Raw genomic sequence first — 25,314 nt, 5'->3', positions numbered from 1 at the left:
AGGGGGATAAGGCTTTTGCCACCAGAATTACCAAAGAGTTTGGCGTAGCTGCTATCCCGGTGTCTGCATTTTACCAGGATGGGAAAGATGACCATGTAGTCCGTTTCTGCTTTGCCAAAAAAGACAGTACACTGGAACTGGCAGCAGAAAGACTGAAGATTATTTAATAATCAGAGGTTTAGGAATTTATTTCAATTCCTAAACCTCTGATCTACGTCAGTGAACCTGAAAAAATTACACAGCTACTGCCGGGATTTCTTCGCTCTTATTATTCAGAATAAGTGTGTGTTCCATGAAACTCACCTGCCCCGTTACCACATCATATATGGCCCCGATAATACCAACCTCGCCTTTCAGGATCATTTCACGTAAAATATTGCTTTGTTCCATAATTGCCTGAACAGAACGTTCAACATGAATGTTGGTTACAGCATTTACAAAATCAGGATTCTTTGAATTGCGATTTTCACCGATCGTCTTTTCTGCAAAAACAGCAGGAGTGATCTTGTTGAGCAAACCAGTGAGGTTACCCATTTCTACTGCATCACAGGCTCCACTGATAGCGCCGCATTTGGTATGTCCCAGCACCACAATGAATTTGGAACCAGCAGCTTTACACGCATATTCCAGGCTACCCAACACATTGTCTGAAATGATGGCGCCAGCCAGGCGGATACTGAAAACATCTCCCAGCCCCTGATCAAAGATAAGCTCTGCTGAAGTTCTGGAGTCCATACAGCTGACAATAGCAGCCATTGGCCACTGACCATCAGACGTTTCATTGACCATCTGCAGCAAGTTGCGGTTGATGCGGAGGTTCTCCACGAAACGGGTGTTACCCGCTTTTAAAAGTTCAAGTGCCTGTTGCGGAGTTATTTTATTCTGTAATGCTTTATTGAGTGTCTTCATACTGTTCTGTTTTAAATTTTTGTGACAGGAATAAGAAGGGAGCATGGTTTCCTTTTTCTCTCCTTGCTTCTTTTGACCTCTGTCGTTAGTTTAACTGTAATTGTTTCAGCAGATCTTTATGATTACCGGTAGAAATCGTATACACTTCTCCGCTAGACAAACTGTTCTGCTCTTCTTGAGACAAGTCTGGTGTGTTCTGGATGTTATATACAGATTTGAAACCGGTGAGTATCACCTTAATATCTTTTTGCTGTGCCTTGATTTCCTTGAATTCCCGAATTGTCTGCAACACATCAAAGTCTATATAGGCTGTTTTGTGTGCATCAATGATTACTGTTGTATCGTTTGGCAGATGATCCAGCGTGAGGAGGATGCTGGCTTTGTTCAGGAAAGAAACTTCCTGCGCCAGTTCCAGCCTGATGCTGTCGCCTGTATGATATTTCTCCTTGCGGAAAAAGTAAGAGCTTTTCATATTACCTCTTAAGATGGCCACTACACTTACTGCCATACCAAGGGCAATACCAATCAATAGGTCCGTAAATACGATAGCCAGGACGGTTACAATGAAAGGTACCCACTGGTATTTACCATTCTTGAACATTTCCTTGAAGATGGAAATCTTACAAAGTTTGTAACCGGTTACCAACAGTACCGCAGCCAGTGTCGCCAACGGGATTTTATTCAGTACAGAGGGTATCAGAGCCGCACACACCAGCAGCAATGCCGCATGGATCATGGTCGACATTTTACTTCTGGCGCCGGCATTGATATTGGCGCTGGATCGTACAATCACCGAGGTAACAGGCAAGCCGCCGATAAGTCCGCTCACAATGTTGCCGATACCCTGGGCTTTCAGCTCACGGTTAGGCGGCGTATAGCGTTTCAGCGGATCGAGTTTGTCAGTGGCTTCTACATTGAGCAGCGTTTCTACCGAAGCTACTATCGCAATGGTCATGGCCGTAATCCATACTTCCTTATTGCCAATGGCTCCGAAGTTGGGCGTGGTGAACTGCCCGATGAAGTCATTGAAACTGGTAGGAACCGGAAGACTCACCAGATGGTTAGATCCCAGTGCCAGCACCGCACTACCAGAAAAGGCCATATTTAACAATATGCCCGTTATTACAGCTACAAGGGGTGCCGGCACTATACTTACTTTCGGGATCTTGCTCCAGTACAGAATAATGAAAATGGATATGATGGTGATAATAGTAGCGCCGAGATTAATATGGTTCAGGGCAGAAAACAATGCGCTGATTGAATTGTTGCCATCAGTCTGGATAAAAGTGAAGTCTCCTTCAGAATCGGCGTCGTAGCCAAACGCATGTGGCAGCTGTTTCAGAATGATGATAATACCAATGGCTGTCAGCATCCCCGTAATAACGTTGGATGGAAAATAATTGGCAACAGTACCAGCTTTAATAGTACCCAGTAATAATTGCAGTCCGCCGGCTATCACCAGGGAAAGCAGGAAAACATCAAATGCTCCCAGTTTTGTAATGGCCGTTAGCACTACAGCGGTAAGGCCCGCTGCTGGTCCGCTCACACTCAACTGTGAGCCGCTGAGAAAACCTACTACTAATCCCCCCACAATACCGGCAATCATACCGGAAAAAAGAGGGGCGCCGGAGGCCAGGGCAATACCCAGACACAACGGAACAGCAATGAGGAAAACCACCAGGCCCGCTGAAAAATCGCCCTTGATATTAGAGAATAATGAAGTTCGCTTGTTCATAGATTTAAGCTTTTCCGTTCAGGGATTGCTTCCCTGGATAGCCGCAACAGCAGCAACCGCGGAAGATTACAATTACATGGATACTATATGCCTTACGCACGGTACAGATTATTTGTATCAGGTATTAGAGATACATACAGATACACGTCTTCCTGTGCAGGACCAGCAAATAGTTTTTTAAGAATTAAATGATGGAAACGATATGCCACTGTGGTAAACAGCAGCAGGGGTGTGATTACGCTACATGAATATTGGGTGGGGGAGCATGGATTTCCATGGCAGGATTGCTCGGGATATCCTCACAAAGCTGAAGATATTGCTCTGAGATCAGCAGCGGTGCATTCAGCGCAAGCTCATCAGAGATATTGAAGAATTTTATTTCCTTCGCAATCTTGATATGATCCCCGCAGGCATCCACAGGATGTTCTTCCACAATCTGATTATTAAACAGCAGCTTCCCCACCTCCTTTATCGGAAGGAGTTGTGAGACCATAAGGCTCAATAGGAATATGCCGATAATTTTCTTCATGAGTAGCACCGTGTGTTACAAAAGTAAAGGAGCAAAATCATTTATTCTAAAATACGACAATTAAAAAAATGTTAAAGAGATTTAACCCCATCTCAGCAAATAAAATACCCTCAAGATACAAAAATCCAATTATCCCTGTTTTAGACCGATCATCACATTTATCGTTAATTGACCGATCTCTGAAAGTTAGTATGAAACACTTACCTGTATTGCATTTAGGAGCAATTTAGAGGTAATATTTAAAGCAAGTTATTTTGTTTTGTATGGTATTGTGTATTGCATAGTAGTAAATAATCCCTACTTTTGTGTCGTAAGGTTGAAGAAACGGTTATTCAGACAACCGGAATCAACGACCAACCATTAGCAAAAAGTTTTTAAAGCTCACTTGCCATGAATATAGATAACACACAATCGCAAATGAGGAAGGGCGTGCTGGAGTTTTGCATTTTGTCTGTGATAAAGCAAGGAGAAGCTTACCCGTCAGACATCATAGAAAAGATGAAAGAGGCAAAGCTTGACATCCTCGAAGGCACACTTTATCCCTTACTTACGAGACTCAAAAACGCAGAATTGCTTACTTACAGATGGGTGGAAAGCAGTTCTGGCCCTCCAAGGAAATATTTTTCCATGACAGAAAAAGGCGAAACCTTTTACCGCGAACTGGAAAGCACCTGGAACGAACTGGCCAATGCGGTACACCAATTAACACAAAACAGTACTCCACTTTAAACGACTCCTTATCTAAACCTATAAAAGCAGAATCAAAATGAAAAAGATAATCAACATAAACCTGTCGAGTCGGCTTATCCCCATTGAGGATAGTGCATACGAGATACTCCGCCAGTATCTGGACAGCCTCAAGAAATATTTTGCAAACGAGGAGGGGGGAGATGAAATTGTGTCAGACATTGAAAGCCGCGTCGCTGAAATATTCCAGGACAAGCTGAAGAAAGGCGCACACTGCATTACAGATGAGGATGTAGTTGCCGTAAAAGCCGCTATGGGCACACCTGAACAATTTGATGACGCGCCCAAAGGCAACACCCAGAATGAACAGAAAGACTCCTTCGAGGATTATATCCCCCGTCCCCGCAAGCGTTTGTACCGTGATCCGGACAATAAGGTGCTGAGTGGTGTATGTAGCGGTCTGGGTGCCTATTTCAACATTGACCCCGTAATCTTCCGTATCATCTTTGCCCTGCTGGCCATCGGTGGTTTCGGCTCTGGTATCCTGGTATACTTTATTCTCTGGATAGCTACTCCTGCCGCAGAAACAACAACGGAGAAACTGGAAATGAGAGGGGAAAAGGTGGACTTGAACAATATCAAGGCCACTATCCAGGAAGAGCTGAGCAGCATGAAAAACCAAATGAAGAACGTAGGCAGCGATATTAAAAATTTTTCGCAGGGCCGCGGAAGGCAGGTTGGTAATGACCTGGAAAGCTTTTTTGTAAATCTTGCAAAAGGGCTCGGACAAGTACTGGTATTCGTAACCAAAGGATTCCTCTACTTCTTCGCCGCAGTGATGCTTATCTGCCTGATTACGGTAGGTATTCTGCTCGCTGTTTCTTCCGCGGCCCTGATGCCACTAAAAAACCTGTTGCTTACAAGCCCCGTACAGAACTATTTCTTCTGGCCGGCCCTGGCCCTGGTAATAGGTATCCCGGTTGTAGGACTGCTGATCTTTATCGTACGCAAGCTCACCGGTGTTAAACAGGCTAACCGTTATGCGAGCTATGCACTGGTATTCCTCTGGTTACTGGGACTGGTATTCTCCATGATTGTTATAACTTCTGTAGTGAAAGATTTCAGAAGACGTGGTTCTGATGTCACACAAATGACGATCACCCAGCCATCCAAAGGTAAACTGATCGTAAAAAGAGAGCCTGGTTCTCTCCTCACTAACGACGATGATTTCATCACCTGGTTTGATGATCACCTGATGGTAGCCGATGACACAGTGATCGTGAATTTCGTGAGGGTGAAAGTTGAAAAAAGTAAGACAGATAGCTTTGAGGTAGCAATAGTACGTTACTCACAAGGACGTACCATACAGCAGGCAACAGAGCTGGCGAAAGGAATTCAGTTCCACCTGAATCAGCAGGACTCTGTCCTCTACCTGCCTGAAGGAATCACAGTACCAGTAAACACCCCCTACAGAGGACAGCGCGTTACAGTGATCATCAGGGTACCAGTTGGCAAGCATATTGAGATAGACAGGGAGGTTTACCGCAACCACTCTGTCAACAGGGGCAGCAGTGACGACGATTTCGAATACAGGGATGGTGATTATGACGACAATAACGGCCCCATTGAATTGAAAATGACACCCGACGGCTCACAAGATACCCACCCTCATCCGCCGGTACATGAAAAGAGCAACCGGGACTCTTCAGAAGAGAACTACCGCTATAAAGGCAACGACAGCCCAGCTGTAAGCCTCCGTACCGGAAGATCATCAGAACAACAACAACCTGTACAGGATATAGCCGCTTTGTTCTTTAGCCATCTGTATCTCTCCGTTTGTAGTTAAACAGTACAATAAATCAGCCGCCATTCCAGGGGGACAGTCTTTAGAAAATCAAGCTAAAGGCTGGCCCCCTAAGTTTTATTGCCACTTATACGATTTTCCCGATTTGATCATTACCCGGCGTGATTAATGTTTAACTTTGCATATTCGGCTTATTATTAAAAAAGAGGATAAGATAAGGAATGCAGGCACCAATAAACATCGCGCTGGTAGGAAATCCTAATAGTGGTAAAAGTTCACTCTTTAATGCGCTCACCGGTTTGAACCAGAAGGTCGGAAACTTTCCCGGTGTTACAGTGGACAAGAAAACAGGAACAGCCCTGATTGTTCCCGGGTTGTCGGCCAATATTATAGACCTGCCAGGCACCTACAGCCTGTATCCCAAGAGCGCCGATGAGTTTGTAACTTACGATGTACTTATCAACGCAGAGAATGCCGATCTGCCCAATCTCGTCATCATCGTGGCGGATGCTTCCAACCTCAAACGTAACCTGCTCTTCTGTTCCCAGATTATAGACCTGAAAATACCAGTTATCATTGCCCTCACCATGATGGATATAGCGCGCCGGAAAGGAGTGGAGATAGATTTGGATGGACTGGAGAGAGAACTGGGCGTTCCGGTAGTGGCTATCAACCCACGTAAGAACAAAGGGCTTACTGAACTGAAAAAGACAATTGAGCTCACCGCAAAAGGAAACTTTCCTGCACCTCCCCGGGACTTCATCAATAGCAATGAGCTTGCAGGCGATGTAATAGAAGATGTGAAAAAACAAGTTACTGCAAAAAGTGATTATGCTGCCCTTCATATCGCAGTAAATGCAGAAGAACTTCAGTTCCTCAACAAAAGACAACGGGAGTTTATCAAGGATTCCCTGCATACCCATCAATTCAATAAAACCAAGATACAAGCGGAAGAAATCATGCAACGCTACGCCCGCATCAAGCATATCATGAAAGCGGCGGTAGTCGAGGCTGATCCTTTACAGAAGCAATTGAGGTCTGAGAAAATAGACGACCTCCTGCTGCATCGCTTCTGGGGATACGTGATCCTGCTGGTGGTAATGTTCCTCCTGTTCCAGAGCATCTTCTGGCTGGCCTCATATCCCATGGACTGGATCGAGAAGGGATTCGGACAGCTGAGCGGCTGGCTCACAACAATACTGCCTGACACAAAATTTACAGATGTATTCATCAACGGGATACTGGCCGGTGTAAGTGGATTTGCAGTGTTTGTGCCTCAGATCATGATATTATTCGGACTGATCACCATACTGGAGGATACCGGTTATATGGCCCGTATCAGTTTTCTTACAGACCGCCTGATGCGCCAGGTAGGCCTCAACGGAAAATCAGTGATGCCGCTGATCAGCGGAGTAGCCTGTGCCGTGCCCGCCATCATGGCCACCAGAACTATTGAGAACAAAAAAGAACGTCTTATCACTATCCTGGTAACGCCTTTGATGAGCTGTTCTGCCAGATTGCCGATATATACCATGATGATTGCGCTGGTAATCCCCGATAAACGTGTGCTGGGAATATTGGGTCTTCAGGGATTGGTGATGATGGGGCTCTATCTGCTTGGATTCTTTATGGCTATAATGATTGCTGCAATCATGAAGCTTTTTGTAAAGATCAAAGAGAAAAGCTATTTCATTATGGAATTGCCTGTATACCGTGCGCCGCGCTGGAAGAATGTGGGTACAACGATGGTGGAAAAAGCCAAGATCTTTATTACCGATGCTGGTAAAGTAATTGTTGTGATCTCAGTAATACTCTGGTTCCTGGCATCCTACGGGCCCGCCGGCAGGATGCAGCCGGTACATGCGAAGCATGAAAAATTAATGGCGGCAGTACATAAAGATGCACCCGGCGCAAAAGAACAGACAGATGAACTGGACAGACAATTCCGTTCTGAAAAATTGGCTAACTCCTATGCCGGCATCCTGGGACATTCGATTGAACCTGCCATCCGTCCACTGGGCTTCGACTGGAAAATAGGTATCGCTTTGATCACCTCTTTTGCGGCAAGAGAAGTGTTTGTTGGGACTATGGCTACGCTATATAGCGTAGGCGAAAATCCGGATGACAATAATGCTACGCTCCGTGAGAAAATGGCTTCAGCCAAACGTCCCGATGGGTCGCCGGTTTATACACTCGCCGCCGGGTTGTCACTGATGCTGTTTTATGCTTTCGCCATGCAGTGTATGAGTACCATGGCAATCGTAAAACGCGAAACCAAATCGTGGAAGATACCCGTAATACAAATGTTTTACATGACAGGCCTGGCTTACCTGTGCAGTCTCATTATCTTCTCTGTCTTCAGATAATATCTTGTACATTGCAGTAATGCTTTGTGATAAATACAACGTGCGGTAAAACTGCCATGCGTTGCGTTATCTTTATCTAAATGCAATGTACCATGAAACGGTTCTTCTTCGGCTTATGCTTACTGTTTGCTGCACCAGCCATGGCGCAGATAAAGGTTGACTCCTCTTCCCTGATGACTGATATCCGGACACTTTCAGATGACAAATTTGAAGGACGTAGAACCGGTACCCGTGGCAACAGGATGGCGCAATTCTACATCATAGACAGATTTAAGAAGATAGGCATAACTCCCTATCATGGTACTTACGAATATCCATTTTACTTTCAGGACGGAACTAAGCAGGTAATGGGAACTAACCTTTACGGCTATATTCCGGGAAAGCTCAGCCAGGCGATCGTTATATCTGCTCACTATGATCACCTCGGGATCAGCCGGCAGCCAGGCACTTCGCAGGATTCCATCTACAACGGTGCTGACGACAATGCTTCCGGTGTGGCCGCAATGCTGGCCATGGCCACTTATTTTAAACAGCATCCACCCAGATTCACACTGATCTTTGTCGCTTTTGACGGAGAAGAAGAAGGCCTGCAGGGCTCCAAGGCATTTGTCAAACAACCTCCCGTGCCGCTGGCCAACATTCGCCAGAACACCAACATGGATATGGTCTCCCACAACGATAAAAATGAACTGTATGCCTGTGGGACCGCATTGTACCCTGAACTGAAAAGTTATATTGACAGCGTAGCCGCCAGGAGTAAGGTCAAACTAATCGCCGGACACGACCAGCCCGGTTCCGGAGGAGATGACTGGACATTCCAGAGTGATCAGGGCCCCTTCCATAAAGCAGGTATTCCCTTCCTGTATTTCGGAGTGGAGGATCATCCGGACTACCACAGAGTAACGGATGAGTATACACGAATTAATCACTCTTTCTACTACAACGCCGTAAAAACTATCCTGGACGTTGCAAGAGATCTCGATAGCTCTCTGCCTGAAAATAAATACAATAAAGTAAGGATAATGCAGTAAGCAACAGACAGTTAATGTCTGATAGTTTGTATCATACCCTTGAAGCTATTGCCTTTCAGGTTGGTCGACATTCTTCCCAGTCGGTTGCTCTCCGTTGTAGCTGCTCTTCCCAGAAGGCTGGTTGGAATTCCCATATCAGTGAGCGCGCCTCGTAGTAGCGGATCTCCAAGGTCTCCCCAGTCTTTGGAATAGTCATCAAGCACGGCAACATCCGGCTTGAAACCATCGAAATAGTTACCCTCCCCGGATGCATTGAATGTCTGAAAGGAAACAGCATACATATCATAATTGCCGAAGGTAATATTGATAAAACCAACAGGTTTACCATAAGTAGAATCACCGACAAGACGTGGGCTTAAAGATGGCCTGAGTACATTGTACAGCAGCTCGCTTGCAGAAACTGTGTTCCTGGTTACCAGGAAGCTCAGGTTGGTGAGGGCCATCGAGCCGGTCTTTGCAAACTTCACCGTGCTGTAAGTAGTGGCTTCCTCATAGAAGATTTCTGACCAGTTGACATTGGGGTAATAAGGTACTGCCTTCATATTGGCAAAATATCGGCTGTATGTTTTGTTAAGTATATTGCTGTTGAATGACTGCGTATACATAACCGTATTGGTTTTAGACGCAGGCACCATTTTATTGGCCAGATATTCGGCTGTTTCCAGCAGCCCACCGCCATTGTAGCGCAGATCTACCACCAGCCGGGTGACGCCTGCAGCAGTAAAGGCATCAAAAATAGAGTCTATTTCAGCTTTTATATCACGCAATGCAACAAAACTGTTGAATACAAAATAACCCACCTTCGTGCCGTTGAAATCATACACATGTGAATACAAAACGGGGTTCAGACTATAGGTAGATGGTTGAAGTACATTGTTTTGTGTATTGCCATCAGGCTTTCTGAATGTGAAGTTGCTGCTGTTGTTGGTTCCTCCCAATGTCTGATTCAGCAGATTATTAGTGGCAGGGTCCCTGTAACTGAAACTGCTTACACCATTAATGTTGGTAACCTGCCAGCCGCGCCTGATGCCTGCTTTATCGGCAGGTGAGCCAGGATACACATATACCACGTAAATAGATGTGTTCGTCTGGAAGCCAACCTCAAAGCCGACGTTGCCGGCCACCGCACCTTGCAGTGTCCGGGAAGTGGTGCCATCGTCAAGGAAACTGTATTTATCGATTGGCCTGCCTGTACTGTATTTCTTGTACTGTAGCAATGCCTCGTACATCGCGTTCACACTACCGTAGCTCTCTGGTTTGAATGTCGCCGAATCGGGGATGGCGTCATTCCAGAGATAGATGTCTTTGAATACAAAATAGATGCTGTCGTTGATATTGCCCTGCTGAGGCTGGGAGGGCGAATCATGTTTTTTGCAGGCAGAAGCCAGAAAAACCAGCAGTACAGCTGGTATCAGGCACCTGTAAGTGTGGTACAGTTTCATGACATCTTATTTTTGAATCAGCTAAAGAGACCTAAAAGTACCAAACAAATCAAAGCCAAGTTCTTCCGGTATCACACCTTTATTTTTAAGACCCAGATTTACCTTGTCGCGCCAGCGTGCCTGTGCCGCAGGATCAGCGCCGTGACGGGTATCCTGATCAAAAGCATACTGGAAACGATTCATTTCCCGGAAAGACTGAAGGTATTGATATTGTATAATACTGTCATAGTCGTCACGGTTGAGCGCTGTCTGCAACAACTTCTGTTTGAAACGTTCTGCTATCAGACGGGTGATGTCGAAGTGCAGCTGTTCATGCGCAAGCGCATAGGTAGTCCGTGAATCAGGCCGCACCCACGATGCGCTTTTTACAAAAAATACTTGTAGTGACAGCGTAATCTTCAGCGTATCATGCACCAAATGACTGCTGCCTTCGTAGGCGAAACTGGTGTAGGATACGGCAGCGCTGGAACCGGAAGATGGAATATGCCCATGAAAGTCGTCCCATTGCAGCCGGCGGGCAGGAGAATAAAAAAGGGTGTCGGACTTACTGGAATCGGCCTGTTGGTGCTCTTCGAAGACCAGTTGTATAACGGTTATATTCTCCGGTCGCAGAGGCGCCGGGCGGCTGGTCATCTGCCCGAAGGGCATCAACAGCAAATGTAGTATGGATAAAGGTGAAGACATACCGGAACATCGACAATTAAAATTACCAAAATGACCAACTATCCGAACCTCCGGGGAAAAAATTGTGGATTCTATAACATTTGAGGAATGACGGATACCTCCCGTTTTAACAATCATTTTCCGTCATAAACGGGCTTTTTTCCGTAATTTACTTTCGACCAAAACAATCGTATTATGTACGGCGGCGGATATATTTTCGATGAACCCAACAAGAAACAGTTGTGGGAAGAACAACTTCATGATGAGCCTGAAAAACTGGCTGCATTCGAAGAGCGCATAGCCAAAGGAGAGAAGATCGAACCAGGGGATTGGATGCCAACAGAATACCGTCGGCAGCTGACCCGGCTCATAGAACAACACGCCCACTCAGAAATTATCGGCGCGCTGCCTGAGGGTACATGGATTACCCGCGCACCGGGATTCAAACGTAAGCTGGCGCTCATCGCAAAAGTGCAGGATGAAATAGGCCATGGACAATTACTCTACAATGCGGCAGAAACGCTTGGTAAATCAAGAGAGGCCATGATCAATGACCTGCTTAGTGGTAAGTCCAAATATTCCAATGTATTTAACTATCCGGCCCAGACATGGGCAGACGTGACTGTCATCGGATTTCTGATAGATGCGGCAGCGATCGTGAATCAGGTGGCCAACTCAAAAGGCTCCTATGGCCCATATTGCAGGGCGCTGGAACGTATTTGTTATGAAGAAAGCTTCCACCTCAAACAAGGTCATGATGCCTTCATAGAACTGGCAACCGGTACGCCTGCACAAAAACAGATGTTGCAGGATGCCCTGAACCGTTGGTGGCAGCCAATTATGCATTTCTTCGGCCCTCCTGATAAAACGTCGCAACACAGTGAGAAACTGATGCAATGGAAGGTGAAAATGGCCAGCAATGATGATATGCGTAACCAATTCCTTGACACCTATGTGCCTAAAATATGGGAACTGGGATTAACCCTGCCGGACCCGGCACTGCGTAAGAACCCTGACACCGGCCGCTGGGAGTATACCGATCCCGACTGGAACGAGTTCTTTAAGGTGATCAATGGTGGTGGACCCTGCAACGAAGAACGGCTGCAGGTGCGTAAATGGGCAGAAGAGCAGGGGCGCTGGGTACGTAAAGCACTGATGAATCCGCAGGATCGCCGCGTATTACCCGTTGCATAGAATCGTATATCCATAAACGTCGGTCAGCATTTTCATATGGCTGGCCGTATAAATCAATCGTAAAAATTCATGCTCAACGAATCTCTTGACCCACGTGTGAACCGGCTGAAACTGGGAGCACCGGGAGAAGTAATAAAGGTAGAAGAAGGGGAGAACTGGAACGTATATGAAGTGTTCCACCAGGAAAAAAGAGGCGCCCATCATGAACACGTGGGATGTGTACATGCCCCTGATCCTCAGCTGGCACTGGTTTTTGCCAAAGAACAATTTGCCCGCCGTAAGAAATGTGTAAACCTGTGGGTTGTGAAAAGCGCCGACATTCTTGCATTTGATGTGGAAGATGAAGATATGTTTGCCAACAACCTGGAGAAGACTTACCGCGATGCCAGCGGATTTAAAGTAATGGAAAAGATCAATAAATTCAAACAGACTAAATGATCCACCAAGCAGCACTTACAGATCTGATCATAAAAATGGGTGACGATGAACTGGTTCAGGGACATCGCAATTCAGAATGGACCGGCCTTGGCCCGGTAATGGAAGAAGATATTGCCTTTTCTTCCATGGCACAGGATAAAATTGGCCATGCTTGGGCGTTGTATCGCATATTGCATGAAGAGCTCGGAGGCAAGGACCCCGACCGCTTCGCATTCATGCGGGCAGAAAAGGAATTCAAATGCTCACACCTTACTGAAATGCCCAATGGTGAATACGATTTCAGCCTGATGCGTCATTTCCTGTTTGACCATGCTGAAACCGTGCGGTATGAAAGTCTCCAGGAGAGCAGCTATGAACCATTCCGCCAGGTAAGCAAAAAACTGAAAGGAGAACTGAAGTACCATACATTGCATGCTAATGCCTGGATCATTCAGTTAAGTAACGCCAGCGAGGAAAGTTATGCACGCATGCAAACCGCACTTAATGATACTATTGCCCTGGCTGCAGGCGTCTTTGAACCATCGCAGGAATACGAAGCAATACTGATGGAGGAAAAGGTATATCCTGGTGAAAAAGAATTGTATCAGCGTTGGCTGGACCGTATTTACCCGGTACTGGTAAGATCTGCACTTAATATGCCTGCACTGGACACTATACAGCCTGTATTGGGCGGCCGGCAAGGATTTCATACACCGCACCTGGCGCCATTGCTGAAAGAAATGGGAGAAGTGTTTAACCTGGATACGGAGGCCAGCTGGTAAAAATTATGCCTGCAACAACTTCACTGGAAGCAGTATATAAATCACTGGAACATGTGATGGATCCGGAGATCCCCGTACTGAGCGTCATGGACCTGGGTATGATCACCGGAGTAGAGATGACGTCAGATGACGAAGTGCATATTAAGATGATCCCGACTTTCGCTGCATGCCCGGCTGTAAGCTTCATCCAGCAGGGAATCAAAACAACTGTGGAAAAGGAACTAGGTATATCCGTTACTGTTGAAGTAGATAAAAACACACACTGGCAAAGCAACCGCATGACGGATACCGCCAGGGAGAAACTGAAGAACTTTGGCATAGCGCCGCCACAGCTGCTACAGGGTGAGGTGAGAGCTGAGATCATGCTCAATACGCCCTGTCCGCATTGCGGCAGTGAGCATACTTACCTCCGGTCGCCTTTTGGATCTACGCTTTGCAGGGCTATTCATTATTGTAAGTCATGTGGTCAGGTATTTGAGCAGTTCAAACCCCTTGAATAGTTGCCCCTGTTTTCATGTTGCCGCAATGGCTATCGACGGAAATACCTATTTTTACACGCATTATTTGTGAAGCCATTGGCTACTTATACAATGAAACATGAGAATAGGCTTGTATTTCGGATCGTTTAATCCTATACACACGGGGCATCTGATTATTGCCAATTACGTAGCGTACAATACAGATCTGGATAAAGTTTGGCTGGTGGTTTCTCCGCAGAATCCGCTGAAACCCTCTTCTGCACTGCTCAACGAGCATGATCGTTTTCACCTGGTGGAACTGGCCATCAAAGATGAATCACGGCTCAGAGCTAGTAATATCGAGTTTTCACTTCCAAGACCATCTTTTACTGTAGATACGCTCGCATACTTGGGAGAAAAGTTTCCCACACAGGAATTTGCCATCATCATGGGCAGTGACAGTTTTCAAAACCTGCCTCGGTGGAAGAATTATCAGCACATCGTTGCGCATTATCCTATCTATGTATATCGCCGGCCAGGACACGAAATCACAGATACCTTCGGGGCAAAGCTGGAAGTACTCGATGCTCCGATGCTCGACATTTCTGCCACCAGTATCCGGAAGTGGATTAAGGAAGGGAAATCCGTGCGGTATATGGTACCGGATAATGTAATCAACTATATTGCAGACAACAATTACTACCGCTGATTTTTTTCCCTGTCATGTGCTGCGGCCGGAGCTTCCCTGCCGCTGATGTCTCTTCTTTTTACAAGATATTCGTTGGAATAGATCTCCAGCAGGAGTATAAACATGGAGATCAGTAACGGGCCGAAAATCAGGCCGATAAAGCCGAAGAGGCTAACACCTATGATCACGCCAAAGATGGTGATAAGTGGATGCACATCGGCAATCTTCTTTGCCAGCAGAAATCTTGCAACGTTGTCTGAAATACCCACCACACCAAATCCATAAATAAGGACGGCCAATCCCTGCCAGGTATTGCCTGTTGCCAACAGGTAAATGCCCATTGGCACATACACTGCCGCTGCACCAATAACAGGAAGCATAGCGGTAAAACAGGTTACTATAAACCAGAAGAATGGTTGCGGTACGCCGAAGACAAGATACCCGATAAGAGAAACGATTCCCTGTATCACCGCTATCAGTGGTATTCCCAGTGCATTGGCAAACACCAATGTGTTGAACTCTTTACCCAGCCGCTCCACATTTTTTTCTTTCAACGGAATGTATTCGTAAAGTGCAGCCTCCATCTTATGCCCGTTGACCAGCATAAAAAAGAGAATGAAATACATGATGGCGATGGCTGTCAGCGTATTGAATGTAGCGCCAAGGAACCCCGGAAGGAAAGATGTGATGCTCTCCTGTAGTTTTTGCAAACGACCGTCAGATAAGAGATTGATGCCCATGCTTTCCTGTACCTGGTGGTTGACCTGCTTGATAGCAGAGATTAATTCCGACGAATGATTGACCGCATAGGCCACTTTAGCAGTGAGCATATTTATCAGCATGCCTACAGGCAGCAGTATAATCAGGAAAGACAATACCATCAGTAATGCTGCAGCCAGGGTGGGCTTCCATTTCCGTTTCTCTACCAGCCGGAACATCCATTTGCGGCACATCACATACAAGGTTACAGCACCAAGGAATCCCGGGAAAAACGTATACAGCTCCATAAAGAGGAGAACGGCCAGAAATAGGATTAACAGCAGAAAGCCAATTTGCTTGAGGCGGTCGTTGTCTAAATAACTCATAGTACAAATTATCGTATATTTATTTGATATCGGCAAAAAGCGCACCGGAGCCACAGTTACCTAAACAAAAACTCTCAACGCTTGTTTTTTAAAATGCATAAGGATGGTTAAAATTTTGTTTCATCCTAATTATGGAATAATGTTTGTTGACCTTTAAATACCAAAAACGAAAACTTTATTTTTCTCATCTTTAAAACCTTAGTTATGAGTAATAGTTCAAAAGCCGTTGTTTCCTTTATCGTGGGTGCTGCTGTAGGTGTTGCCGTTGGATATTTTCTCAATTCAGATAAGAAAGACGAGCTGGTTGGAAAACTGAAAGACCAGACCGAAAGGCTCAGAGTAAAGCTGAGGAAGAAAAAAGACCAATTCCACGATGAGCTGGAAAATGAGTTGGCATAACCTCAGCACCAAAAATATTTTGCATGGAAGATAATTTCAGCAGCTACTTTAACCAGACCGGTAAAGTAGCCAGGGAGTACCTGGAAACCAGACTGGACCTGATAAAGCTCCAGGCGGCAGGAAAGTTATCGAAGGCATTGGGCCTCTTCTTTTCTCTTACGATGGCTTTCCTGCTGTTTTTTTTCGTGATTGTTTTCCTGGGCATGGTGGTGGGCTTCTGGATTGGAGAGATGACCGGTAGCTTCACAATAGGATTTTCCTGTGCTGCCGGGCTGTTTGTCCTGTTGTTCCTCGTGATTCTGTTGTTCCGCAAACAACTGATACAACGTCCGCTGGCCAGGCTGCTGATTACAGAATTGGTAGAGGAGATTGCAGAAAATGATGAGAACTCCGGGCACATTCATAATCAGCGCAGCAATAAGGAAAAGGATTATGGCTACGTTCCTAATGATGAAGCCGTAGAAAATACCACAAAGGCATAAAAAATGAAAAAAACATTTACACATGCGTAAGGTAAAAGTCACCAGTTTCGAAACACTGGAACTGGAAATTGCCCGGCTGAAGATGCGGTCAAAGCAGCTGGAAGATGAGCTTGGCAACAGAGTAGACCACTTCAGGGACAACTATAAAAAAATGGCCCTGAATGCGGTGATTCCCGGTAGCGGCAAACATTCCAATGTGCTGGGGATCGCAGGTGATGTGGCCAGGTTTGCCTTGGGCAGCGGAAAATTCAAAGACTTTACCACACGATTACTGATCACCGCGATTGAATTCGTTGGTGTGAAGCTGGGCATTAATCTTTTTAATAAGGTTGCTCACCGCAGAAAGAAAAAAAAGACCGCTCCATCGGCTGAAGGATAAAAAGAAAGGGCAAATGCAACACCGCATTTGCCCTTTTTAATATCTGATTGTATAAACGTATGTACGTAAACGTTATCGCTGTTACCCCCACACTTTGGTGCCCTCACTGCAATTGGCACAAATATCTATATTCTTGCGCGACTCCATGATCTCACTACGGAAACGGATATACTCTTTGTTGTGCCACAACGCTTTGAATGACTCCTTCTTCAGATCACCAAGGCGGTGCTGTGCGTCTTTATCGAAACAGCAGGGCACTACGAGACCGTCCCATGTGATCACCGGGGAGTGCCAAAGGCGCCAGCAGTGATTACTCAGTTTGTTCTTGATCGCATAAGTACCATCTTCATTGCGATGGTAGCGGGAGTATTTATCGATGGTAGGTATCAGTTTGTTTCCTTCTTCATAATCATATACCTGCGCTGTTTTAAATCTTACCTGATCCACACCAACCTCCTTCGCCAACCTTTTTATATCTTCTATCTGGTGCTCATTGGGCTTTACCACAAGAAACTGGAAGAAAACAAAGGGTTTGGCTGAATTCAGCTCTTTCTTCCACTTCACAATGTTTTTCGCCCCTTGTATCACCTTTTCTAGCTGACCACCTACACGGTATTGCGTATATACGTCCTGGGTAGTTCCATCAATAGAGATGATAAGCCTGTCCAGCCCACTTTCCACAGTCTTCCTGGCGTTTTCGTCTGTCAGGTAGTGAGCGTTGGTGGAGGTGGCTGTATAGATCCCTTTCGCGGATGCATATTTTACCATTTCCAGGAAACCGGTGTTGAGATAAGGTTCTCCCTGGAAATAGAAGATCAGGTATAACAGCTCCTTATAGATTTCATCAATGGTCTGTCTGAAAAAATCCTGTTTCAGCATGCCCGTAGGTCTCGTAAAAGCCCTCAGGCCGCTGGGGCACTCTGGGCATCGCAGGTTGCAGGAGGTGGTTGGCTCAAAAGACACAGAGATGGGGTAACCCCACTGTACCGGCTTACCGGTCCATTTGCTCACAAAGTAGCTGCTAAGCACCTTTCCTGCATTCAACACACGACGCAATGTGAATTTTGAAAGCAGGTTCCGTGTATCGTTCAGATTAAAATCGGGCATACAAATTTTACTTGGCCTTTGTAAAAGTAGCTTCTTTACACAAATTATAACCTATACTTGCTGTAAAAAAAGGTCTGCCGGCATTATTTGCAGCATACAGGTATCATTTCCTGCAACTAACTGTAACAACGTGAAACGAATCTGGATTGGATTAATAATATTAATAGTACTGGCCTCGGGAGCCGCTCTGTGGTGGTATTTACGCGAAAAACGGGTTCAGTTTGTACGCTATGAAGAGTTTGGGATAGACATGCCCGTTAATTACGATATTCATGGCATTGACGTATCAAAATTCCAGAAGGACATTAACTGGCACGCCGTAAAACAGATGCAGGTAGATAATATCCGTATATCATTTGCTTTTATCAAGGCTACCGAAGGCATCACCCGCCAGGATGCAGCATTTAAGCAAAACTGGGAGAGGGCAGGAAAAGCAGGGCTGATCAGAGGTGCCTATCACTTTTTCTATTCCACGAGGGACCCCATTAAACAGGCCATCAATTTCAGAAACGTAGTAGATCTTACCAGTGGCGACCTGCCTCCTGTACTGGACATAGAAACCAGTAACAACCAGCCCGCAGCGGTGATACGCAGCACAGCAAAGATCTGGCTGGAAGAAATGGAGAAAGCCTATAAAGTAAAGCCCATCATTTATACCAACATACACTTTTACGAAACATATCTTGGCAACGAGTTTGATGATTACCCACTCTGGATTGCTCACTATTACCAGAAAGAGCGGCCTGCATCCAAAAGGCCATGGCTGTTCTGGCAACACAGTGATATAGGCCGGGTGAATGGCATCAGAACCACTGTGGACTTCAATGTTTTTAAAGGCGACAGCACGGACCTCGCAAAACTATGCATACCTTAGTATTGTCAAACTAATACGAATGGCAGAAGAACCGGAACAAAAAAATGAAGACCCGAACAAGCTGGACAGGGAGCTTTTCTTTTTTCTGATCAAGATCATGCGTACCATATTTGTAGGTATGTTCTGGATGTTGATCAACGTGTTCCTGGGTCTGTATCTTGGATTTGCCGTACCGGAAGAATCCACGAAGGGCCGGATGATCTTTTTTTATTCCTGGTTCGTTCTCTCTCTGGCAGCCTACCTGTATATGATGTGGCGCTACTGGCGTAAAAAAATGGATGCACCCTGATCAATGCATGCTACTTCTGCGGCCAAGCTCCATCGTCCAGTATTTATCATATCGCCCTACACCGATCTCTGTAAAATCGGGATTCATCATGTTTCTGCAGTGGCCGGGACTGTTGAGCCATCCCAGTATCACGGCCTGCTCGTCCATGTTACCCATCGCAATATTCTCACCATAAGAGTTCCAATGGTAACCAATGGCATCCAGCCGGGCGCCGGGTGTGGAGCCGTCCAGTCCGTCATGGGCAAAATAATTTTTGACTGACATGTCCTTACTGTGGTCATAGCCAGCTTTCTCCAACAGGCCACTCCATGTGAGCGGGCCAACGGGAGGCATAGTGGTGCCGCCACATTTACAGCCCTTGCTGCGAAGCCCATTGACCAACGTGAGCAGACTGGTTCTGTCTACATGATTTTCAGGTACAGTAAGACTGTCTGATCCTGGTTTGATAGGGTCGGGCAAGACTGTGGTTTCTTTGGTACAGCTTACGACGAATATTGCAGCCAGCATAGTAAGGCCGGCCCATACGATTTTCCCGGGCATAACGATTCTAAATGTTATTGATAAACAGTTACCGGGCTTTAAACAGGACTTTGATTAAAATGATTAACAGAAAGGCTTTTGGGAGGATCAGGATTAAAACTTACTACACGGAATGTTTCATTGGTTGAGGTTAAAATTATTTTTGAGGTCACGAAGATAATGTGATGCCGGCAAAAAAACACCTGGTAGTTTGTGAAGCTAATGTTAATGACAACTGCTGTATTTCTGCATCACCCTGTAGGATTCCTTGCACACTGTGCACGAAAGGTATGTGGAGCTGACACCACGTATACGAGCTCGCTTTCCGGGAAAAAGGGGGTCAAACCCTGTTGGAATAAAGTTTGACACCCGATACTTGTAATCTTCATACAGCCATTCTATAACCAATATCATTACCATATCCACATGAAAACCTGATATACGAGTTCTTGAATGGAAGAAGAGTACAACAGTAATAAAATTCTTCTTTAATGTTGTGGTGTATAGCGGCCATCCTACTCTTAGGATGGTTTTTTTATGAGCTATGGTCGGCTACGATCTTCCATTCTCCGCTGATCTTTTTCAATACCAGACTGAAATGGCCCTGGAGGTCGCCGATACTGCGTTGCAGATGCCATTTGCCTATTACGAGAAAGACGCCAGGCGCCAGGGATTTGAATTCCAGCAGTTTGAAATCAAGTTTGCCCATGGCAGTGGTGTCAGGATAAACCTTCTTGTAGCGGTCCAGGGTAGCCTGCCAGCCATATGTGACACCATTTTTACCTACAAACAGAAGGGAGTCAGACTTCCAGTAGGTTTGCATGAAAGCATTGATATCACCTTTGTTCCAGGCGGATGTCTGAACAGACATGAGGGCCTCAATTTTCTCTTTGTCGGCCTGTTGTGCCCGGAGAGAGCGGGTCGGCAATGCAATAATGCAACCTATTGTAATCAGGTACAGTATAAAACGCATATTAAATTTTTAGCAAAAGATAAACAGTTTTTACGATGTAACGCAACGTTGATTATAGTAACTTTGCACCACTATTTTAAATCATTTCTTCCAATTATATTTTAAAATCAACAGCTTATGCCCGGATACGAACTATTTGGCGCCGAAGAAAGGAAAGAAGTAAACGATGTACTGGAAACAGGTATCATGATGCGTTACGGATTTGATGGTCCACGAAAAGGCATCTGGAAAGCGAAAGAGCTGGAACAGGCTATTTGCGATAAACTGAATGTACAGTACACACAGCTTGCCTCCAGCGGCACAGCAGCGCTCACTACAGCCATGGCAGCCCTGGGATTGGGTGCAGGCGATGAGATTATCATGCCTACATTTACGTTTGTGGCCAGCTTTGAATCTGTATTTTCCGTGGGTGCCACTCCGGTGCTGGTCGATGTAGATGATACGCTGACCCTCGACCCTAAAGCTGTAGAAGCTGCTATTACCCCACGTACCAAAGCGGTAATGCCGGTACATATGTGCGGTGCAATGGCTGATCTGGATGCATTACAGGCCATCTGCAAAAAGCATAACCTGTTGCTGCTGGAAGATGCCTGCCAGTCTTTTGGTGCTACCTACAAAGGAAAAGCGCTTGGCGCTATCGGTGATGCCGGTACCTTTTCCTTCGACTTCGTGAAAACGATTACCTGTGCTGAAGGCGGTGCTATCATTACCAACAATAAAGATGTATATACTAAATGCGACGGCTATACGGATCACGGACATGATCACCTCGGTGTAGACCGTGGTGCAGATCTCCATCCATTCATCGGATACAACTACCGTATTTCTGAACTGCATGCTGCTGTGGGCCTGGCCCAGGTTCGCAAGCTGGATCACTTCCTGGCCATTCAGCGCAAAACCAAGAAGATATTCAAAGATGCCCTGGCAACCCTGCCTGGCGTTACTTTTCGCAGATTGCCTGACGAAGCGGGCGACAGTGCAACCTTCCTGTCTTTCTTCCTGCCGGAAGCATCACAGGCGCGCAACGCAGCTGCTGCCATGAAAGCTGCCGGCCTGCCAGCGTTCTACTATTATGATAACAACTGGCACTACATCCGCCAATGGGATCATTTTAAACAAGGAACCGTACTGACTCCATTCGCACCCGGTCTGAAACAAGCGATGGAAATCTACAAAACAAAAACATTCCCGGCTTCCGACGCCATCATCAGCAGAAACATTTCTACACCAATCAACCTGGCCTGGAGTGATGCTGAAGTACAGGAGAGAGCGGAGAAACTGGTCAAAGCAGTAAAAAGCGCACTGTAATATATTGTACCGGCGGCCCCGTAATTTACGGGGCCGTGGTGTAAGACAAAAGGAGACGACATGAAGAAAATAGCGTTGATACCTGCCCGTTATGGAGCCACCCGGTTCCCGGGAAAAATGATGGCTGATCTCGGCGGCAAGACTGTGATCCTGCGTACCTACGAAGCCACGGTAAAAACAGGTGTTTTTGATGACGTGATGGTGGTAACAGACAGCGACATTATCTATAATGAAATCGTGAATAACGGAGGCAAAGCGGTAATGAGCAAAAAGGAACATGAGTGCGGAACAGATCGTATTGCCGAGGCCGTTGAAGATATGGACGTGGATATAGTAGTGAATGTTCAGGGCGATGAACCATTTACCCAGAAGGAACCACTGGAAAAGCTACTCAAAGTGTTCGAAGGCGAAGAGGGAAAAAAAGTACAGGTAGCCTCCCTGATGCAGGAACTTAAAGATCTGTCGCTGGTGGAAGACCCTAACTACGTGAAAGTAGCCGTGGACAAGAATTCCAATGCACTTTTCTTTTCTCGCTCAGTAATTCCCTATCCACGGAACAAAGAAATTAAAACCGTTTATTACGAACATATCGGCATTTATGCCTTCCGTAAACAAACGTTGCTTGACTTCACCCAGATGTCCATGACGCCGCTGGAATCAGCAGAAAAAGTAGAATGCCTGCGTTACCTCGAGAACGGGATTCCCATGAAAATGGTAACAACCTCCTACATGGGCGTAGAAATTGACACTCCGGAAGATCTGGTAAAGGCAGCTAAATATTTATAACATCTAACCAAGACGGATATATGAAATTCAGGAACTTTAAAATGGTGGACTACGTTGTTTACGGCAGCGGATGTTTTGATCAGCTGGGAGAAATACTGGCTCCCAGGCGTAAAGGAGATGCACCCATGATATTCTTTGTGGATGAGTATTTCCAGGATAAACAAGAATTTTTGTCAAGAGTACCGCTTCAGGGAAAAGACAAAATAGTGGTGATCGACGTAACGCATGAACCTAAAACAACTTACGTAGACCAGATCCGGGATGAATTGAAAGCTGAATTTGGAGAGGTGTCCGGTATCATAGGTATTGGCGGCGGCTCCGTGATGGATATGGCCAAAGCAGTAGCCCTGATGATGACCAACCCAGGCTCTTCCGCCGACTACCAGGGCTGGGATCTCGTAAAAGTTCCTGGTGTCTATAAAGTGGGTATTCCTACTATTTCCGGTACCGGGGCAGAAGTAAGCCGCACCTGCGTTCTCACAGGTCCTACCCGTAAGCTGGGCATGAACTCTGACTTTACACCGTTTGACCAGATCGTGCTGGATCCTGCGCTAACCAAAACAGTGGAGCCCAACCAGCGTTTCTACACCGCAATGGACTGCTTCATTCACTGTGTGGAGTCACTGACAGGTACTTACCTGAACGCTTTCAGTAAGTCTTACGGTGAAAAGGCCCAGGAGCTTTGCGAAGAGATTTTCCTACAGAAAGATAAATGGGATGATGATGCTGATGAAAAGCTGATGATGGCTTCCTATGCTGGCGGGATGAGCATTGCTTATTCCCAGGTGGGTGTCGCCCACGCTGTGAGCTATGGCCTCGCATATCTGCTGGGAACAAAGCATGGCATTGGCAACTGCATTGTATTTGATAAGCTGGAAGAGTTTTACCCTGATGGCGTGGTGAAGTTCAAGGAGATGGTAAAGAAGCATAACATCACCATTCCGCAAGGCATTACCAAAGGGCTTACAGATGAACAGTTCGATACCATGATAAATGTATCACTGGGCATGGCGCCGCTGTGGGAAAATGCACTGGGTAAAGACTGGCAACAGATTATGACCCGCGAGCGTTTAAGAAAGCTTTACGAAAGACTGTAGACTTTGATTGCTATGATTTAAGAGATGTGCGACAATAATAACATGGGCTGACCAATTGACTTTTGGTCAGCCCATGCTATATATGAATATCGTATCCTGAATAGATAACGGACCACATAATACTATATTAACTACGGATCAAGTCCACATATACTCCCGGTATACTAGCAGTATACTCCGCTATTTCGGCATGTATTGCATCTGGGTTGGTTTATTCATCAAAAACGGTAAAATAATATCAATAGCAGCTGCTACCACGGAAATGGCCTAAGGAAAAGCGAGAAGCGTTTCTTTAGGGTCGAGCTCACACTTATAATATTATTATCTTTCTTTACAATCTTCGTATATCAGAATAACCGAACGAATCAAGGAAAAATTGTAGTCCGCTAATAGAATGCGTAGTAAAAAACGATATTGACACCAATGGAAGTTATCATGTTAGTTTTATTGATTGTCATGGGGGTGGTCGCCATTGTGCTGGGGTATCTGTTATTTGCAGCCAGGCAGGGAGCGATGACCGCACAGAAGACCTATTTAATGCAACAGGAAGAAATGAAAGCGTCTTATTCCCTGTTGCAGGAACGGTATAATCAGTTGGAAGCGAAACTGGAATATCAGCAGAGTATGCTGGATGACAAACAGCAGCTGATCAGGGAAAAGCAGCAACAACTGGAACGCCTCAACGAAGAGTTTGCCGGACTTATGTCTGAACAGGGGCGATTGGTAGAACAAAACAAATACCTGCACCAGCAACTGAATGGGGAAAAAGAAAGGCTACAGCAAGTGCATCAGGACTTCAAAGTACAATTTGAAAATACAGCCCAGCAGATTCTGCAACGTATATCCGGCACCTTTATGCAACAAAACCAAGTGAAGATGGATGATCTGCTGAAACCGTTGGCAGAGAAGATCGACAGCTTCCGGAGTAGCGTACAGCAATCACTCGTGGCCGAAACCTCCCAGCGCGCTGAGTTAAAAAGCGAGCTGCAAAGACTGCTGCAACTCAACCAAACCCTTTCAAAAGAGGCCAACAACCTCACCAACGCACTGAAAGCAGATACCAAAAAACAGGGTAACTGGGGTGAGATGATCCTGGAAAAAGTACTGGAAGCATCCGGTCTTGAAAAGGGAATACACTACTTTACACAGGATGCCCGCCGGGATGAAACCGGCCAACTGAGAATGCCTGACCTCGTACTGCATCTGCCTGAAAGCCGCCAGCTGGTAATAGATTCAAAAGTTTCTCTCAAAGCGTATGAACAATATTGCAGTGCCACAGATGAAGAAGAGAAACAGCAAGCCCTGAAGATG

27 protein-coding genes are annotated in these 25,314 nt (G+C 45.8%); 18 read left to right on the top strand and 9 right to left on the bottom strand.

From position 1 onward, the window contains the following. Positions 1 to 234: 234 nt before the first annotated feature. The 3 genes from VM802_RS25865 to VM802_RS25855 form a co-directional block, all read right to left on the bottom strand. A complete protein-coding gene (locus VM802_RS25865; protein ID WP_325536162.1) occupies positions 235 to 909 on the bottom strand; it encodes a carbonic anhydrase family protein in 675 nt (224 codons plus the stop codon). Between the two features lie 85 nt (positions 910 to 994). Next, positions 995 to 2,644, bottom strand: coding sequence for a SulP family inorganic anion transporter (locus VM802_RS25860; protein WP_325536160.1), 1,650 nt, complete (start codon positions 2,642 to 2,644; stop codon positions 995 to 997). 235 nt (positions 2,645 to 2,879) lie between these two features. Further along, positions 2,880 to 3,173 (bottom strand): hypothetical protein, encoded by a 294-nt coding sequence (locus VM802_RS25855; RefSeq protein WP_325536158.1) that lies wholly within the window; start codon positions 3,171 to 3,173, stop codon positions 2,880 to 2,882. A gap of 390 nt (positions 3,174 to 3,563) precedes the next feature. Here VM802_RS25855 and VM802_RS25850 point away from each other — a divergent pair, with 390 nt between their 5' ends. From VM802_RS25850 to VM802_RS25835, 4 genes are all read left to right on the top strand, one after another. Beyond that, the gene (locus tag VM802_RS25850) at positions 3,564 to 3,902 is read left to right on the top strand and encodes a PadR family transcriptional regulator (protein WP_325536156.1); all 339 of its coding nucleotides are present in this window, start codon (positions 3,564 to 3,566) and stop codon (positions 3,900 to 3,902) included. A 37-nt stretch (positions 3,903 to 3,939) separates the two neighbouring features. Further along, complete coding sequence (locus VM802_RS25845) at positions 3,940 to 5,706, top strand: PspC domain-containing protein (protein WP_325536154.1); 1,767 nt, start codon at positions 3,940 to 3,942, stop codon at positions 5,704 to 5,706. 179 nt (positions 5,707 to 5,885) lie between these two features. Further along, a complete protein-coding gene (feoB, locus tag VM802_RS25840) occupies positions 5,886 to 8,030 on the top strand; it encodes a ferrous iron transport protein B (RefSeq protein WP_325536152.1) in 2,145 nt (714 codons plus the stop codon). Positions 8,031 to 8,122: 92 nt separating this feature from the next. Further along, entirely contained in the window at positions 8,123 to 9,061 is a 939-nt protein-coding gene (locus VM802_RS25835) for a M28 family peptidase (protein ID WP_325536151.1), read from the top strand. 11 nt (positions 9,062 to 9,072) lie between these two features. On the opposite strand, the gene VM802_RS25830 is transcribed toward VM802_RS25835, so the two are convergent. Next, positions 9,073 to 10,503, bottom strand: a complete 1,431-nt coding sequence (locus tag VM802_RS25830) for a S41 family peptidase (protein WP_325536149.1) — start codon at positions 10,501 to 10,503, stop codon at positions 9,073 to 9,075. Between the two features lie 21 nt (positions 10,504 to 10,524). Continuing rightward, positions 10,525 to 11,187: a hypothetical protein gene (locus tag VM802_RS25825; RefSeq protein WP_325536147.1), complete on the bottom strand. Its 663-nt coding sequence runs from the start codon at positions 11,185 to 11,187 to the stop codon at positions 10,525 to 10,527. Between the two features lie 174 nt (positions 11,188 to 11,361). On the opposite strand from VM802_RS25825, the gene paaA reads away from it, so the two are divergent. From paaA to nadD, 5 genes are all read left to right on the top strand, one after another. Beyond that, a complete protein-coding gene (gene paaA / locus VM802_RS25820) occupies positions 11,362 to 12,360 on the top strand; it encodes a 1,2-phenylacetyl-CoA epoxidase subunit PaaA (RefSeq protein WP_325536145.1) in 999 nt (332 codons plus the stop codon). Positions 12,361 to 12,429: 69 nt separating this feature from the next. Continuing rightward, positions 12,430 to 12,798: a 1,2-phenylacetyl-CoA epoxidase subunit PaaB gene (locus VM802_RS25815; RefSeq protein WP_325536143.1), complete on the top strand. Its 369-nt coding sequence runs from the start codon at positions 12,430 to 12,432 to the stop codon at positions 12,796 to 12,798. Then, the gene (paaC, locus tag VM802_RS25810; RefSeq protein WP_325536141.1) at positions 12,795 to 13,559 is read left to right on the top strand and encodes a 1,2-phenylacetyl-CoA epoxidase subunit PaaC; all 765 of its coding nucleotides are present in this window, start codon (positions 12,795 to 12,797) and stop codon (positions 13,557 to 13,559) included. Before VM802_RS25815 ends, paaC begins: the two co-directional genes overlap by 4 nt. A gap of 5 nt (positions 13,560 to 13,564) precedes the next feature. Further along, on the top strand, positions 13,565 to 14,059 hold the full coding sequence (gene paaD / locus VM802_RS25805) for a 1,2-phenylacetyl-CoA epoxidase subunit PaaD (protein WP_325536138.1): 495 nt from the start codon (positions 13,565 to 13,567) through the stop codon (positions 14,057 to 14,059). A gap of 97 nt (positions 14,060 to 14,156) precedes the next feature. Further along, the gene (gene nadD, locus VM802_RS25800; protein WP_325536137.1) at positions 14,157 to 14,726 is read left to right on the top strand and encodes a nicotinate (nicotinamide) nucleotide adenylyltransferase; all 570 of its coding nucleotides are present in this window, start codon (positions 14,157 to 14,159) and stop codon (positions 14,724 to 14,726) included. Here nadD and VM802_RS25795 read toward each other — a convergent pair. Continuing rightward, positions 14,717 to 15,790 carry an AI-2E family transporter gene (locus VM802_RS25795; RefSeq protein ID WP_325536135.1) on the bottom strand — a complete coding sequence of 358 codons (1,074 nt, stop codon included), beginning with the start codon at positions 15,788 to 15,790 and terminating at the stop codon, positions 14,717 to 14,719. The two genes, nadD and VM802_RS25795, sit on opposite strands and share 10 nt — an antisense overlap. 204 nt (positions 15,791 to 15,994) lie before the next feature. Here VM802_RS25795 and VM802_RS25790 point away from each other — a divergent pair, with 204 nt between their 5' ends. The 3 genes from VM802_RS25790 to VM802_RS25780 are packed head-to-tail and all read left to right on the top strand — an operon-like array spanning position 15,995 to position 17,050. After that, positions 15,995 to 16,189 (top strand): hypothetical protein, encoded by a 195-nt coding sequence (locus VM802_RS25790; protein WP_325536133.1) that lies wholly within the window; start codon positions 15,995 to 15,997, stop codon positions 16,187 to 16,189. Between the two features lie 23 nt (positions 16,190 to 16,212). Then, positions 16,213 to 16,671, top strand: coding sequence for a hypothetical protein (locus VM802_RS25785; RefSeq protein ID WP_325536131.1), 459 nt, complete (start codon positions 16,213 to 16,215; stop codon positions 16,669 to 16,671). A gap of 22 nt (positions 16,672 to 16,693) precedes the next feature. Then, positions 16,694 to 17,050 (top strand): hypothetical protein, encoded by a 357-nt coding sequence (locus VM802_RS25780; protein ID WP_325536129.1) that lies wholly within the window; start codon positions 16,694 to 16,696, stop codon positions 17,048 to 17,050. An 81-nt stretch (positions 17,051 to 17,131) separates the two neighbouring features. Here VM802_RS25780 and VM802_RS25775 read toward each other — a convergent pair whose 3' ends face one another. Then, complete coding sequence (locus VM802_RS25775; RefSeq protein ID WP_325536127.1) at positions 17,132 to 18,157, bottom strand: SPASM domain-containing protein; 1,026 nt, start codon at positions 18,155 to 18,157, stop codon at positions 17,132 to 17,134. A 130-nt stretch (positions 18,158 to 18,287) separates the two neighbouring features. On the opposite strand from VM802_RS25775, the gene VM802_RS25770 reads away from it, so the two are divergent. Both VM802_RS25770 and VM802_RS25765 read left to right on the top strand, forming a co-directional pair. Then, entirely contained in the window at positions 18,288 to 19,031 is a 744-nt protein-coding gene (locus VM802_RS25770; RefSeq protein WP_325536125.1) for a glycoside hydrolase family 25 protein, read from the top strand. A gap of 19 nt (positions 19,032 to 19,050) precedes the next feature. After that, positions 19,051 to 19,320, top strand: coding sequence for a hypothetical protein (locus VM802_RS25765; protein ID WP_325536123.1), 270 nt, complete (start codon positions 19,051 to 19,053; stop codon positions 19,318 to 19,320). Here VM802_RS25765 and VM802_RS25760 read toward each other — a convergent pair whose 3' ends face one another. Both VM802_RS25760 and VM802_RS25755 read right to left on the bottom strand, forming a co-directional pair. Beyond that, entirely contained in the window at positions 19,321 to 19,860 is a 540-nt protein-coding gene (locus tag VM802_RS25760) for a CAP domain-containing protein (RefSeq protein ID WP_325536121.1), read from the bottom strand. A gap of 514 nt (positions 19,861 to 20,374) precedes the next feature. After that, on the bottom strand, positions 20,375 to 20,812 hold the full coding sequence (locus VM802_RS25755) for a YybH family protein (protein WP_325536119.1): 438 nt from the start codon (positions 20,810 to 20,812) through the stop codon (positions 20,375 to 20,377). 117 nt (positions 20,813 to 20,929) lie between these two features. Between VM802_RS25755 and VM802_RS25750 the strand changes: the two genes are divergently transcribed. The 4 genes from VM802_RS25750 to VM802_RS25735 all read left to right on the top strand — a co-directional run. Continuing rightward, entirely contained in the window at positions 20,930 to 22,120 is a 1,191-nt protein-coding gene (locus tag VM802_RS25750) for a DegT/DnrJ/EryC1/StrS family aminotransferase (protein ID WP_325536117.1), read from the top strand. A 60-nt stretch (positions 22,121 to 22,180) separates the two neighbouring features. Continuing rightward, entirely contained in the window at positions 22,181 to 22,906 is a 726-nt protein-coding gene (gene kdsB / locus VM802_RS25745) for a 3-deoxy-manno-octulosonate cytidylyltransferase (protein ID WP_325536115.1), read from the top strand. Positions 22,907 to 22,926: 20 nt separating this feature from the next. Next, on the top strand, positions 22,927 to 24,003 hold the full coding sequence (locus VM802_RS25740; RefSeq protein ID WP_325536113.1) for an iron-containing alcohol dehydrogenase family protein: 1,077 nt from the start codon (positions 22,927 to 22,929) through the stop codon (positions 24,001 to 24,003). Positions 24,004 to 24,438: 435 nt separating this feature from the next. Next, a partial coding sequence (locus VM802_RS25735; RefSeq protein WP_325536111.1) for a DNA recombination protein RmuC occupies positions 24,439 to 25,314 on the top strand: 876 nt, incomplete at its 3' end.

The organism is Chitinophaga sp., assembly GCF_035538455.1.
Classification (GTDB): domain Bacteria; phylum Bacteroidota; class Bacteroidia; order Chitinophagales; family Chitinophagaceae; genus Chitinophaga.
This window is presented reverse-complemented; position numbering and strand designations above follow the sequence as displayed.

Bases quoted from the DNA above. Each gene is read 5' to 3' on its own strand.
- VM802_RS25850 (WP_325536156.1), top strand. From the start codon at position 3,564: ATGAATATAGATAACACACAATCGCAAATGAGGAAGGGCGTGCTGGAG.
- VM802_RS25845 (WP_325536154.1), top strand. From the start codon at position 3,940: ATGAAAAAGATAATCAACATAAACCTGTCGAGTCGGCTTATCCCCATT.
- VM802_RS25785 (WP_325536131.1), top strand. From the start codon at position 16,213: ATGGAAGATAATTTCAGCAGCTACTTTAACCAGACCGGTAAAGTAGCC.
- VM802_RS25765 (WP_325536123.1), top strand. From the start codon at position 19,051: ATGGCAGAAGAACCGGAACAAAAAAATGAAGACCCGAACAAGCTGGAC.
- VM802_RS25755 (WP_325536119.1), bottom strand. From the start codon at position 20,812: ATGCGTTTTATACTGTACCTGATTACAATAGGTTGCATTATTGCATTG.
- VM802_RS25860 (WP_325536160.1), bottom strand. From the start codon at position 2,644: ATGAACAAGCGAACTTCATTATTCTCTAATATCAAGGGCGATTTTTCA.
- VM802_RS25740 (WP_325536113.1), top strand. From the start codon at position 22,927: ATGAAATTCAGGAACTTTAAAATGGTGGACTACGTTGTTTACGGCAGC.
- nadD (WP_325536137.1), top strand. From the start codon at position 14,157: ATGAGAATAGGCTTGTATTTCGGATCGTTTAATCCTATACACACGGGG.
- VM802_RS25775 (WP_325536127.1), bottom strand. From the start codon at position 18,157: ATGCCCGATTTTAATCTGAACGATACACGGAACCTGCTTTCAAAATTC.
- paaD (WP_325536138.1), top strand. From the start codon at position 13,565: ATGCCTGCAACAACTTCACTGGAAGCAGTATATAAATCACTGGAACAT.
- feoB (WP_325536152.1), top strand. From the start codon at position 5,886: ATGCAGGCACCAATAAACATCGCGCTGGTAGGAAATCCTAATAGTGGT.
- VM802_RS25790 (WP_325536133.1), top strand. From the start codon at position 15,995: ATGAGTAATAGTTCAAAAGCCGTTGTTTCCTTTATCGTGGGTGCTGCT.
- VM802_RS25750 (WP_325536117.1), top strand. From the start codon at position 20,930: ATGCCCGGATACGAACTATTTGGCGCCGAAGAAAGGAAAGAAGTAAAC.
- VM802_RS25815 (WP_325536143.1), top strand. From the start codon at position 12,430: ATGCTCAACGAATCTCTTGACCCACGTGTGAACCGGCTGAAACTGGGA.
- paaC (WP_325536141.1), top strand. From the start codon at position 12,795: ATGATCCACCAAGCAGCACTTACAGATCTGATCATAAAAATGGGTGAC.
- VM802_RS25855 (WP_325536158.1), bottom strand. From the start codon at position 3,173: ATGAAGAAAATTATCGGCATATTCCTATTGAGCCTTATGGTCTCACAA.
- kdsB (WP_325536115.1), top strand. From the start codon at position 22,181: ATGAAGAAAATAGCGTTGATACCTGCCCGTTATGGAGCCACCCGGTTC.
- paaA (WP_325536145.1), top strand. From the start codon at position 11,362: ATGTACGGCGGCGGATATATTTTCGATGAACCCAACAAGAAACAGTTG.
- VM802_RS25865 (WP_325536162.1), bottom strand. From the start codon at position 909: ATGAAGACACTCAATAAAGCATTACAGAATAAAATAACTCCGCAACAG.
- VM802_RS25780 (WP_325536129.1), top strand. From the start codon at position 16,694: ATGCGTAAGGTAAAAGTCACCAGTTTCGAAACACTGGAACTGGAAATT.
- VM802_RS25760 (WP_325536121.1), bottom strand. From the start codon at position 19,860: ATGCCCGGGAAAATCGTATGGGCCGGCCTTACTATGCTGGCTGCAATA.
- VM802_RS25835 (WP_325536151.1), top strand. From the start codon at position 8,123: ATGAAACGGTTCTTCTTCGGCTTATGCTTACTGTTTGCTGCACCAGCC.
- VM802_RS25825 (WP_325536147.1), bottom strand. From the start codon at position 11,187: ATGTCTTCACCTTTATCCATACTACATTTGCTGTTGATGCCCTTCGGG.
- VM802_RS25830 (WP_325536149.1), bottom strand. From the start codon at position 10,503: ATGAAACTGTACCACACTTACAGGTGCCTGATACCAGCTGTACTGCTG.
- VM802_RS25795 (WP_325536135.1), bottom strand. From the start codon at position 15,790: ATGAGTTATTTAGACAACGACCGCCTCAAGCAAATTGGCTTTCTGCTG.